At 69.5% G+C, this 11,927-nt stretch carries 12 protein-coding genes; 9 read left to right on the top strand and 3 right to left on the bottom strand.

The annotated features are described in order from the left end of the window. Positions 1-18 precede the first annotated feature (18 nt). From ACQPYZ_RS23375 to ACQPYZ_RS23335, 9 genes are read left to right on the top strand one after another with little or no spacing between them, the layout of a single operon-like run. Positions 19-1,530, top strand: a complete 1,512-nt coding sequence (locus tag ACQPYZ_RS23375; protein WP_433159769.1) for an ABC transporter substrate-binding protein — start codon at positions 19-21, stop codon at positions 1,528-1,530. A 10-nt stretch (positions 1,531-1,540) separates the two neighbouring features. Further along, on the top strand, positions 1,541-2,491 hold the full coding sequence (locus ACQPYZ_RS23370; RefSeq protein ID WP_433159766.1) for an ABC transporter permease: 951 nt from the start codon (positions 1,541-1,543) through the stop codon (positions 2,489-2,491). After that, positions 2,488-3,306 (top strand): ABC transporter permease, encoded by an 819-nt coding sequence (locus ACQPYZ_RS23365; protein ID WP_433159763.1) that lies wholly within the window; start codon positions 2,488-2,490, stop codon positions 3,304-3,306. The genes ACQPYZ_RS23370 and ACQPYZ_RS23365 overlap by 4 nt, the downstream gene beginning before the upstream one ends. Before the next feature lie 47 nt (positions 3,307-3,353). Continuing rightward, positions 3,354-4,316 (top strand): ABC transporter ATP-binding protein, encoded by a 963-nt coding sequence (locus ACQPYZ_RS23360; RefSeq protein WP_433169739.1) that lies wholly within the window; start codon positions 3,354-3,356, stop codon positions 4,314-4,316. After that, positions 4,309-5,154: an ATP-binding cassette domain-containing protein gene (locus ACQPYZ_RS23355; protein ID WP_433159760.1), complete on the top strand. Its 846-nt coding sequence runs from the start codon at positions 4,309-4,311 to the stop codon at positions 5,152-5,154. The genes ACQPYZ_RS23360 and ACQPYZ_RS23355 overlap by 8 nt, the downstream gene beginning before the upstream one ends. Then, positions 5,151-6,587, top strand: a complete 1,437-nt coding sequence (locus tag ACQPYZ_RS23350; RefSeq protein ID WP_433159757.1) for an aldehyde dehydrogenase family protein — start codon at positions 5,151-5,153, stop codon at positions 6,585-6,587. The genes ACQPYZ_RS23355 and ACQPYZ_RS23350 overlap by 4 nt, the downstream gene beginning before the upstream one ends. Continuing rightward, entirely contained in the window at positions 6,584-7,354 is a 771-nt protein-coding gene (locus ACQPYZ_RS23345; RefSeq protein ID WP_433159755.1) for an SDR family NAD(P)-dependent oxidoreductase, read from the top strand. The genes ACQPYZ_RS23350 and ACQPYZ_RS23345 overlap by 4 nt, the downstream gene beginning before the upstream one ends. Before the next feature lie 16 nt (positions 7,355-7,370). Next, on the top strand, positions 7,371-8,732 hold the full coding sequence (locus ACQPYZ_RS23340) for an amidase (protein WP_433159753.1): 1,362 nt from the start codon (positions 7,371-7,373) through the stop codon (positions 8,730-8,732). A gap of 45 nt (positions 8,733-8,777) precedes the next feature. Beyond that, the gene (locus ACQPYZ_RS23335; protein ID WP_433159750.1) at positions 8,778-9,659 is read left to right on the top strand and encodes a hypothetical protein; all 882 of its coding nucleotides are present in this window, start codon (positions 8,778-8,780) and stop codon (positions 9,657-9,659) included. Positions 9,660-9,663: 4 nt separating this feature from the next. On the opposite strand, the gene ACQPYZ_RS23330 is transcribed toward ACQPYZ_RS23335, so the two are convergent. The 3 genes from ACQPYZ_RS23330 to ACQPYZ_RS23320 form a co-directional block, all read right to left on the bottom strand. Then, complete coding sequence (locus tag ACQPYZ_RS23330; RefSeq protein ID WP_433159747.1) at positions 9,664-10,338, bottom strand: hypothetical protein; 675 nt, start codon at positions 10,336-10,338, stop codon at positions 9,664-9,666. Between the two features lie 10 nt (positions 10,339-10,348). Next, a complete protein-coding gene (locus tag ACQPYZ_RS23325; RefSeq protein WP_433159745.1) occupies positions 10,349-11,155 on the bottom strand; it encodes a L,D-transpeptidase family protein in 807 nt (268 codons plus the stop codon). A gap of 269 nt (positions 11,156-11,424) precedes the next feature. Continuing rightward, the gene (locus ACQPYZ_RS23320) at positions 11,425-11,838 is read right to left on the bottom strand and encodes a hypothetical protein (RefSeq protein ID WP_433159742.1); all 414 of its coding nucleotides are present in this window, start codon (positions 11,836-11,838) and stop codon (positions 11,425-11,427) included. Positions 11,839-11,927 lie beyond the last annotated feature (89 nt).

Genomic DNA, 11,927 nt, shown 5'->3' with positions numbered 1-11,927 from the left:
AGCACTGGAGGAGTTCGCGTGAAGTCGTCGTATCAGGGCCGAGTGGTCGCCGTTGTCGCCTCTGTCGCCCTGCTGGCCCTGACCGCCTGCTCGGCCGGTTCGAGTACGTCGCCCGGCAGCTCACCCGGAGGGGACCAGTCCTTGTCGGTCGGCCTGGTCGCCGAGCCGGCCAGCCTGGACTTCACCACCACCGACGGTGCCGCGATCCCGCAGGCCCTGCTCGGCAACGTGTACGAGAGCCTGGTCAAGCAGGACGACTCCGGCAAGATCGTGCCGTCGCTGGCGAAGTCGTGGACCGTCTCGCCGGACCGCAAGACGTACACGTTCGACCTGGTGGACAACGCGAAGTTCACCAACGACAAGCCGTTCACCGCGGCCGACGCGGTGTTCAGCATCAACCGGGTGAAGTCGGCCTGGACGGTCTCGCTGAAGTCGGCGATGGACGTCGTACAGGAGGCCAAGGCGCTGTCGCCGACGCAGTTGCAGGTGACGCTGACCAAGCCCAGCAACGGCTGGCTGTTCCGGATGACGACGCGGATCGGGGCGATGTTCTCCGAGACCGGGGTCAGCGCGCTCGCCACCGCTCCGGTCGGCACCGGGCCGTTCAGGTTCGCGAAGTGGAACCGCGGCGACTCGATCGTGCTCGAGCGCAACGAGAACTACTGGGGCACGAAGCCGTTCTTCAACCAGATCACGCTGAAGTACTTCAAGGACCCGACCGCGCTGAACAACGCGCTGCTGACCGGGACCATCAACGTGATCGGCACTGTGCAGGCGCCCGAGGCGCTGAGCCAGTTCACCAGCAACGACAAGTACCAGGTGATCGAGGGGACGACGAACGGCGAGGTGCTGCTGTCGTTCAACAACTCGTTGCCGCTGTTCAAGGACATCCGGACCCGGCAGGGCATCCGGCACGCGATCGACCACAAGGCCTTGCTGGACACGTGTTTCGCCGGTCGCGGCAAGTTGATCGGCAGCATGGTCCCGCCGACCGACCCGTGGTCCGAGGACCTGACCGGGGTCGCGCCGTACGACCTGGCCAAGGCGAAGTCGTTGCTGCAGGCATCGGGTGCGGCGGGCAAGACGCTGCGCCTGCGGCTGCCGACCCTGCCGTACGCCGTCTCCTGCGGTCAGGTCGTGAAGAGCCAGTTGGAGCAGGCCGGGCTGAAGGTCGCGATCGACCAGCAGGAGTTCCCGGCGCAGTGGCTGACCACCGTCTTCAAGAACGCCGACTACGACATGTCGATCATCGCGCACGTCGAGCCGCGCGACCTGGGCGCGGTCTTCAACGCGAAGTACTACACCCGGTACGACGACCCGACCCTGCAGCAACTGCTGGCCGCGGCCGACGCCGGTGACGAGGCCGCGCAGGTCGACAACATGAAGAAGGCGGCGCGGCGGATCTCCGAGCAGGCGGCCGGCGACTGGCTCTTCCTGCTGCCGAACCTGATGGTCGCGGACAAGAACCTGAAGGGCCTGCCGCAGAACGCGATCACCGAGAACTTCGACCTGACCCGGCTCGCCCGTTGAGGGACCGCCGATGATTCTCCGCCTGATCGAGCGTACCGCCGTGCTCTTGGTCAGCCTTGCGGTGAGCTCGGTGCTGGTGTTCGCGTTCATGGCGGTGCTCCCGGGTGACCCCGCCCGGGTCGCGCTCGGCGTGAACGCGTCCGACGAGGCGGTCGCGGAGTTGCGCCGGCAGTTCGGACTCGACCGGCCGCTGCCGACGCAGTACGTCGACTGGCTCGGCGGACTGCTGCGCGGCGACTTCGGCACGTCGTACGTGTCAAAGGCCGAGATCGGGCCGCAGATCTTCGACCGGTTCCAGGTGACGTTGTGGCTGGTGGTCGCCGGGATGGTGATCGCGCTCGTGGTCGCCGCGCCGGCCGGCACGGTGATGGCCGCGCGGCACCGGAAGGTCTCGGGGCTCGCGCTGTCCGCGCTCTCCCAGCTGGGCGTCGCCGTACCGGCGTTCCTCGCGGGGATCCTGCTGATCATGCTGTTCGCGGTGAAGCTCGGCTGGCTGCCGGCGAACGGGTGGACACCGCCCGCGCAGGATCCCGGGATGTTCGTCCGGCAGTTGATCCTGCCCGCCTTGTCGCTCGGTCTGGTGCAGGGCGCTGTCCTCACGCGCTACGTGCGGAGCGCGGTGCTCGACGTACTGCGGGAGGACTATCTACGGACTGCGCGGGCCAAGGGGCTTCGGCCGTTCCCGGCGCTGTGGCGGCACGGGATCCGTAACGCGGCCGTTCCCGTGGTGACCGTGCTCGGACTCCAGCTCGCGACCCTGCTGATCGGCGCGGTCGTCGTGGAGCGGGTCTTCGTCATCCCCGGCCTCGGCAGCCTGCTCCTGGACGGCGTCTCGAACCGCGACCTGCTCCTCGTCCAGGACGTAGTGATGGTCCTCGTGGTCGCCGTCCTCGTGGTCAACTTCCTCGTCGACCTCCTGTACGTCGCCCTGGACCCGCGGCTCCGGGTGGGGTCACGATGAGGCGGCTGAATCCGAGCCTGATCGTCGGCGGCCTGATCGTGGGGCTGATCGTCGTGATGGCGCTCGTCTCGTTCGTCTGGACGCCGTACGACGCCACGCTCGTGGACCCGGCGGGCCGGCTGGCCAAGCCGTCCTGGGACCACTGGTTCGGGACCGACAAGTTCGGCCGGGACGTGCTCAGCCAGATCATGGTCGGGTCGCGGACCACGCTGTTCGTCGGCGTGGTCGCGGTCGGGGTGGCCGCGGCGATCGGCGTTCCGCTGGGGATCCTGGCGGCGATGGCGCGCCGGTGGCCGGCCGAGCTGATCATGCGGACGAACGACCTGCTGCTCGCGTTCCCGGCGTTGCTGCTGGCGATCATGTTCGGCGCGGTGTTCGGGGCGAGCACGATGACGGCGATGATCGCGATCGGGATCGCGTCGGTGCCGAGCTTCGCGCGGGTGATCCGGAGCGGGGCGTTGCAGGTGATGCGGACCGAGTACGTGCTCGCGGCCCGGGCCGCCGGGCGGCAGCCGTTCCCGATCGCCATCCGGCACGTGCTGCCGAACGTGAGCAGCCTGATCACCGTGCAGGCCTCGGTCTCGTTCGCGATCGCGGTCCTGGCCGAGGCGGCGCTGTCGTTCCTCGGGTACGGTACGCCGCCGCCGACCCCGTCGTGGGGACGGATGCTGCAGGAGAGCCAGGAGTTCCTGTTCAGCGCGCCGCGGCTGGCGATCTTCCCGGGGGTGGCGATCGCGATCGCCGTCCTCGGGTTCAACCTGCTCGGCGACGGGCTCCGCGACCGGTTCGACCCGAAGCTGGAGGACCGCCGATGAACGCGGTGACTGGAGGACCGCCGGCCGAGGTGGTGACGGACGTGGGCGTGCGGACGAGCGACGTACTGACGGTTCGCGGGCTGAGCGTGACGGTCAGGGACACGACACTCGTGTCCGACGTCGACCTGACGGTCGGGCCGGGGGAGCGGGTCGGGCTGATCGGCGAGTCCGGATCCGGGAAGTCGCTGACGGCTCTGGGCGTGCTCGGTCTGTTGCCCGAGGACGTGATCGCCACCGGATCGGTGCGGCTGACGGGAGTCGACCACGAGTTGATCGGCGCGGACGAACGCCGGATGTCGCGGGTCCGCGGCCGGCAGTTGGCGATGGTCTTCCAGGAGCCGATGACCGCGCTCAACCCGACGATGCGGATCGGCGACCAGATCGCGGAAGCCATGCTCATCCACCGGACGCGGGCCGGTCGTGGCGCCGCCCGGGCCGCGGCGGTCGAGCTGCTGGAACGGGTCCAGCTGCCGACCGAGTCGATGCGCGCGTACCCGCACCAGCTGTCCGGTGGCCAACGGCAACGAGTCGTCCTGGCGCTTGCCCTCGCCAACGATCCCGCCCTGCTCATCTGCGACGAGCCGACGACCGCGCTGGACGTCACCGTGCAGGCGCTCGTCCTCGACCTCATCGTCCAGGGTGTCGTCGCCCGGGAGGCCGCTCTGCTCTTCATCACCCATGACCTCGCCGTGGTCGCGACCGTGTGCGAGCGCGTCCTGGTGATGTACGGCGGCCGCGTGGTCGAGTCCGGGCCGGTCGGTGAGGTGTTCACGCGTCCCCGGCACCGGTACACCGAGGGGCTGCTCGCCGCGTCGGATCTCGAGACGGCCGATCGGCGGCTGACGACGATCCCGGGGAACGTGCCGCCGGCCGGTCAGTTCCCCTCCGGGTGTGTGTTCCGTACGCGCTGCCGGCACGCGACCGAGGTCTGCGCGACCACACCGCCGTGGACCGGGTCAGAGGCGACCGGGTTCGCTTGTCACCATCCCGCGGAGGGTGTCCATGGCTGACACGACTCCTGCGATCAAGGTGATCGACGTCGTCCGCAACTACACCCGGCCGCGGACCTCGCTCACTCGCCCGGCGCCCGTCGTACACGCGCTGCGCGGCGTGAACCTCGAGGTCAAGGCCGGCGAGCGGTTCGGCATCGTCGGCGAGTCCGGCTGCGGCAAGTCGACGCTGCTGCGGATCATCGCGGCCCTCGACCACGCGACCTCCGGCCAGGTCGTTGTCGAGGGCACCGACATCACCCGGTTGCCGGAACGGCGGCTGCGGTTCCTCCGCGAGAACCTCCAGCTCGTCTTCCAGGACCCGATGAGCTCCCTCGATCCGCGGATGCGGGTCCGTGACATCATCGCCGAACCCCTCGTCGTCCAAGGACATCCGGCCTCCGGCGCGCGCGTCCGCGAGCTGCTCGAGGCCGTCGGACTGTCCGCCGACGCAGGCGATCGCTACCCGCACCAGTTCTCCGGCGGTCAACGCCAGCGCATCTCGATCGCCCGCGCGCTCGCCCCGCGGCCGCGCATCCTGATCGCGGACGAGCCGGTCAGCGCGCTCGACGTCTCGGTCCGCGCCCAGGTGCTGAACCTGATCTCTGACCTCGTCGACGAGCTGAACCTCACGCTCGTGTTCGTCTCGCACGACCTGTCCGTGGTCAAGCACGTCTGCGACCGGGTCGCCGTGATGAACGCCGGCCAGATCGTCGAGACCGGCTTCACCGGCGACGTGTACGCCGCGCCGCAGCACCCCTACACGCAACGCCTCGTCTCGGCCATCCCCACGCTCCACCGGGCGCTGGCCGGAGCGACCACGACCGACCTCCTCGCTGCGAAGGGAGAACCCGGATGAAGTACCCAGCCGGCCTGCCGATCGGAGAGACCTGGGTCGACGCACCGTCCACCGAGCCGGTGATCTTCCCGTACGACGGGACGACGGTGACGGACGCGCCGGTCGGGGACGTGGAGCTGGCCCGACAGGCCCTCGACCACGCGCTCGCCGTACGCGAGGTGGTCGGCCGGCTGCCGTCGTACGTACGCCGGAAGGCCTTGCAGAGCGTGCATGCGACGATCGCGGCCGAGCGGGATGCGTTCGTCGACCTGCTCGTGTTGGAGACCGGGAAGCCCCTCGTCGACTGCCGGGTCGAGGTCGATCGGACACTGCTCACGCTGGAGACGTCGGCCGAGGAGGTCGCGCGGCTCCACGGCGAGACTGTGCCGCTGGACCTGTTGCCGAGTGGTGACGGTCTGGTCGGCTTCTGGGTGCGGAAGCCAATCGGAGTCGTCGTCGGGATCACCGGATTCAACTATCCGTTGCTGTTGGCCGCGCACAAGATCGCGCCGGCGCTGGCCGCCGGGTGTCCGGTGATCGTCAAGCCGGCTCCGCAGACTCCGCTGGCGACGTTGTGGCTCGTGCATCTGATGCGGGAAGCACTGGTCGAGGCCGGCGGTCCGGCGTCCGCCGTACAACTGGTGACCGGGGGAGCGGACGTCGGTGCCGTGCTGACCACGGACCGCCGGATCGGCGCGGTGTCGTTTACCGGCTCGGCCGCGGTCGGTCACCAGATCGCCCGGGACGCGGCGCCGACCAAGGTGCTGCTGGAGCTGGGCTCGAACTCGGCCCTCGTCGTCGCGGCCGATGCAGACCTGGACGCGGCGGCGGACGCGATCATCCGGGGCGGGTACTACGCCTCCGGACAGGCCTGCATCTCGGTTCAACGAGTCGTCGTGGTGCAGTCCGTGCATGCCGCGCTGCTGGACAAGCTGTCCGAGCGGCTTCCGTCGGTCGTGGTCGGCGATCCACGCTCCCCGGAGACGCGGGTGTCCGCGTTGATCGATCCGAAGTCGACGGCTCGCGTGCGTGAATGGGTCGATGCGTCGGTCGCGTCCGGCGCGAAGCTTGCGTACTCGAAGGACGGCGAGTTGCTCGGGCCGACGGTGCTGACCGAGGTGGCGTCGGGGCAGTTGGTGTGGGACGAGGAGATCTTCGGGCCGGTGATCGCGGTCCGGTCGGTGCCCGATATCGAGACCGCCTTCGACACGGTCAACGCCTCTAGATACGGCCTGCACGCCAGCGTCTTCACGTCCTCGCTCGACACGGCCTTCACGGCGGTCGACCGGCTAGAGGTCGGCGGGGTCGTGGTCAACGAAGTACCAGGATTCCGCTCCGACGTCATGCCGTACGGCGGCGTCAAGGACTCCGGCATCGGTCGTGAGGGACCGCGGTTCGCGATCGAGGAGCTCACCACCACCCGGATGGCGATCATCCGCCCGAGGACGTCATGACGGACTATGGCAGTCTCTTCCGCCTCGACGGCAAGCACGCGCTGGTCGTCGGCGCCGGCAGCGGCATCGGTCGCGCGAGCGCCCTCGCACTGGCAGCCCACGGGGCCCGCGTCACGTGTGCGGACCGCGATCTGGCCGCCGCTCGCCAGACGGTCAGCCTTGGTTCCGGGCTGACGGCGTACGAGCTGGATGTGCTCGACGACGAGGCGATCACCCGGGCTGCCGGCGAGCTCGGGGACGTCGACGTACTCGTCTTCACCGCTGCGACCAATGTGCGGAAGCGGATGCTCGACTACACCGGCGAGGAGTTCGACCGGGTGGTGTCGCTCAACCTGCGGGCGTCGTTCCAGCTGATCCGGGCCTTCGGCAAGAACATGGCCGAGCGGGGGAGCGGCAGCATTATCGGGTTCAGCTCGATCCGCGGTACGACTGTCGAGCCCGGGCAGTCGGTGTACGCGGCGACGAAGGCCGGCCTCGTGCAGATGCTCCGGACCGCGGCCGCCGAGCTCGGACCGAACGGCGTCCGGGCGAACGCGATCGCGCCCGGCGTGGTCGAGACCCCGCTCACCGAACAGATCAAGGCGAACCAGGCCTGGTACGACGCCTACGCGCAGAAGGGCGCGCTCGGACGCTGGGCCCGGCCGGAGGAACTCGCCGGAGCGGTCGTCTACCTCGCGTCGGACGCCGCCAGCTTCGTCACCGGGAGCGTCCTCGCGGTCGACGGCGGCTGGACCGCGGTCGACGGCCGCTTCGACCCACCGAACTGACTCGATTGGAGCCCGGATGAGCCTCGCCGACCTGACCGCGACCGAGTTGCTGGCCAACTATCGCGATGGCTCACTCTCACCCGTCGAGGTGCTCGAGGACGTGCTCGCCCGGATCGAGGAGCTCGAGCCGCGTCTCTGCGCGACGTACGCGCTGGATCCATCCGCCGCCCGGGTCGCGGCTCGGGACTCCGAGGGTCGCTGGCGTTCCGGCTCGGCCCGGGCGTTGGACGGCGTACCGGCGACGGTCAAGGAGAACATCGCCACCCGCGGCACTCCGGTGCCCCAGGGTACGGCGGCGACGAAACTCGTCCCGGCGACCGAGGACGCGCCGGCCGCGGCCCGGCTGCGGGAGGCGGGTGCGGTGATTGTCTGCAAGACGACGATGCCGGAGTACGGGATGCTCTCGTCGGGCGTGTCGACGTTCCATCCGCTGACCCGGAACCCGTGGGATCTGTCGAAGACGGCCGGTGGGTCGAGCGCGGGAGCGGCGGCGGCCGCGGCGGCCGGGTACGGCCCGGTGCACCTCGGCACGGACATCGGCGGCTCGATCCGGCTGCCCGCCGGCTGGTGTGGCGTCGTCGGCCTCAAGCCCACGCACGGCCGCGTCGCGGTGGGCAACCCGTACCCGGGTCGAGCGATCGGTCCCCTCACGCGGACGGCGGCCGACGCGGCGCTGGCGTTGACGGTGATCTCCGGCTACGACCCGCGCGACCACACCTCGCTTCCGCCTGCTTCCGACAACTTCGGTGCGGAGGTGGCCGGCCTGCGCGTGGCCCTGTTGCTCGACGCGGGCGTCGGGCTGCCGGTCGACCCTGAGGTGAGCGCGGCCGTGTCGTCGGCGGCCGCCGTACTCGAGAAGGGTGATGCGATCGTCGAGCCGATCGAGCCGATCATCACTCGCGGGATGCTGGACGGGTTGGACAGCTTCTGGCGGGTGCGGTCGGCCGCCGACATCGCCGCGCTGCCCGAGGAGCGGCGGGCCAAGGTGCTGCCGCAGATCCGGGAGTGGGTCTCGACGGCTGGTGAGCTGTCCGGGTTCGACGTCTTCCACGGGTACAGCCAGATGGGTGCGATGGCCTCGGCTGTCGGGGCCGTTTTCCGGTCGTACGACGTGATCCTGTCGCCGGTCGCCCCGATCACGGCGTTCCCGGCGGAGCTGGCGTACCCGACGGACGACCCGTCCAGGCCGTTCGAGCACATCGCGTTCACCGTGCCGTACAACATGTCCCAGCATCCGGCGACCACGGTCAACGTCGGCTGGTCGTCGTCGGGGCTCCCGATCGGGGCGCAGGTCGCCGTACCGCATCACCAGGACCTGAAGGCGCTCGCGCTGGCGGCGTACCTGGACACCGAGCGCCGGGAGTGGCCGAACCCCTGACGCACTCCGCGGGTCCGGTGTAGCTTGTGGCCGAGGTTGCTGACCATGGCGGATCGTCTCGACGAGCTCTCGGCCCACGCGACGCCGCGCGGGCTGGTCCCACACTGCTACCGCATGCTCGGCTCGATCAGCGAAGCCCAGCAGGTAGCCGTCCGGTCCGACAGCCTGGCAACCGCCACCACAGCCTGCCTGGCCCGCTCCACCGGCCGCGCTCTGCCGACCGATCTGGTCGCCGCCAGTGATGATCCCGAGGGCAAGCTTCGGCAGAGGCCGGAGGTGCTCTGGCTCGAGCCGATCCCCGACGAACTCGCCGATGACCGCCCCCTCGGCCTCGACTACGTCGCGGCACTCCAGCGCCTACCCGCCCCCGAGCGCGCCGCCCTTCTCCTCCACGACCTCGAAGGCTGGCCCCTCGACCGCATCATCGACCTCGTCGGCCCCGTCCACCTCGACCGGCTCCACCTGTCACCCCGGATCCACCCGGAGCCCGATCCCCAGCTCCTCGCCGCCTACCGCGCCGCCTTCGAGGACTACGACGTACCGGCCATCACCGGCTTCTTCACCGACGACACGATCTGGGAGATGCCGCCGTTCACCTCCTGGTTCCGCGGCGCCCGCTCCATCGGCCGGCTCATCTCCACGCACTGCCCCGCCAAGGAGGCCGGCGATCAGATCCTCGTCCCGATCAAGGCCAACGGCCAACCCGGCTTCGCGGTCTACATGCGCGACCCGACCGACAACCTCCACCGAGCCTTCCAACTCCAGGTCCTCACCCTGACCGCGACCGGCATCATCCACGCCATCGCCTTCTTCGACCTGACCCTCTTCGAAACCTTCAACCTCCCCGACCTCCTCACCACCCTCCCCAAGAACCCCCACGAGCCAAGCCCCAGCCTCCACCTGACCCGCACCGACAAGCACCACTAGGGCGCTATCGGACGACTGCGTCCAGCTTCGCGACCGCCTTGCCCGTCAGCCGAACGAAGTCGGCGTCGGACAGCTGGTCAGCTGCCAGTTCGAGCACGGTTCCGCCTCGTACGGCGTACGCCCGGTGCTGAACCCACGTGGTCCCCGAGCGGATCTCGAACCGAACGGCAACACCGTCGGAGAGACCCGGGACCGACAACTGCCGGGCGGTGACGCTGACCGGACTACTCTCCCCGACCGGCGTCATGGTGAAGGTGGCGCAGGAAGGCAAGACCTCGGTGACGGTCTGGAGCAATGCCTCGCGCCCCGTCGGCCACGATCGAATCTTCTCGGACGATGACGCTCCCGGACCGTTGAACTGTGCGCTGACGGCCGTTTGCGGCTTGCCCAGGTCGTGCATCGCATGACGCAGGGTTCGGCACTTCGACGGCACATAGTCGCCGGCAGCGGGCGCGTCACCGGCATTTGGATCCACCGAGGCGTCCCCGATCCAGTTCGCCGGCAGGTCCTGCATCGTCAGAGCGGCCTGCAAGGCTTTCGCCTCGGGAAGCACCGTGACCGCGGACGTCGTGACCGTGGCCGCCGTGACCGCGGACCTCGTCGGCGCGCTCGTTGGTGCTGGAGCTGCGTCGCAGGCGGTCAGGGTGAACGCCAGCGCGACGAGAAGAATCCCGCGCACGGGGGGCCGGTCAGTAGTCGCCGTAGACCTGGACCTTGGTGCCGATGGGGGTTTCTTTGAAGATCTGGGTGATTTCGGGGCGGGTGACGCGGACGCAGCGGTGGCTGGCGGGGTACGTCTTGACCAGGGAGTTGACGCGGGAGCCGTGCAGGGCGATGCCGGGGCGGTCGCGGAGGAAGTAGAGCGAGTCGTACATGTAGGCCTCGGGGTAGAGGCTGCTCTCGTGCGCGCCGGCCCACTTGCGCCAGACCTTGCCGGTGCGGTTCGGGGTCTCGTAGCCGGGGGCGCCGGTCGAGACCCAGACGATCCGCTTGTATGCCTTGCCGACGATCTGGTACGCGATCTGGCAGGTCTTGTTCACGTAGATCCCGGGGGAGCGCGTCGGCGTCGGCCGCCTGGTTGCGTTGAGCACCGAGTACGCGTCGGCCAGCGTGAGGCCCTTGCGGCTGACCGTCATCCCGTGCGTCTCGCGCCACGCGCACAACGCCTGCTTCGACCGCGCGGTGATGTCCCCGTCGACGTCGCCGACCGGGTACCCGAGTTTGTCGAGTTGCCCTTCGACGCGGAGCGCGTAGTACTGCGGCGTCTGCTTCACCCTGGGCTTCGGCTTGGTCGCCGTCGGGGTCGGGGTCGGCGTGGTGGCCGTCGGGCTGGGGGAGGACGTCGGCGTGGTGGTCGGCGTACCGGAGGGGGTGGTGGCGGACGGCGTACTCTCGGACGACGGTGTGTCGGACTCACTCGCGGCCACGTCGGAACAGCCGACCAGCACGAACGACAGCACGACCGCACCGGCCACGAGACCACGTCGACGAGACACGGGTTCCCCTCTCCTCAGATTGTCAGAGTCGCAGAACCACGCCGCCCAGGCCTGCAACGAAACGCCGACACTAGTGGTCCAAGGGGTTCCCCCACCCCGCCGTTCCCCACCCGTCACCGAACCGTTGCCGACCACACTCCCGGCCGTGACCGTCAGGCCGTCCGGGTACGGCGACAGGCCGTCCGGGTACGGCGACAGGCCGTCCGGGTACGGCGACAGGCCGCGGACGTCAGCGCCGACGAACCGACGTGTGGCTGAGGTCTCCGGGATTACAAACCGAGGTCCCGCAGGAACTCCGGCTTGTACGCCTGGACCACGACGTAGCGCGGGTCCGGGACCTCCATGTCGGCGTTCTTCGCCGCGTCGCTGGCGGCGTCGTGCTCGCCGACCGGGACGCTCGGGTCGGTCCACTCCTGCTCGGCCGGGTTCCACCGGGTCACGGAGTACTCCGCCTGCAGGTTGTCGTCGGCAACCAGCTCGCGGACGGTCCGCTCGGCCTCCTGGGCGTCCTCGAGCGAGTCCGTGTACAGCAGCATCCGGTTCCCGTCCCGGGTCACGGTCACCTGGCTCCCGAGCCGCTTGCGCGCGTCGTCGTCCAGATCCAGCGCGCGCAACCGCTCCCAGAACGTCAACCCGTGCTCGTCACTACCGAGCTCGACCACAACCCGAAACTCATCCGCCATACCGCCACCCTACCGATCGCCTCGGTGCGCGCGTACGGCGACCCTGAGCGATGAGACAGGAGAATCGGATTGTGCTGATCGACTACAGT

Origin of the sequence: Kribbella sp. CA-247076, from assembly GCF_050942445.1 — a bacterium.
Classification (GTDB): Bacteria; Actinomycetota; Actinomycetes; order Propionibacteriales; family Kribbellaceae; genus Kribbella.
This window is presented reverse-complemented; position numbering and strand designations above follow the sequence as displayed.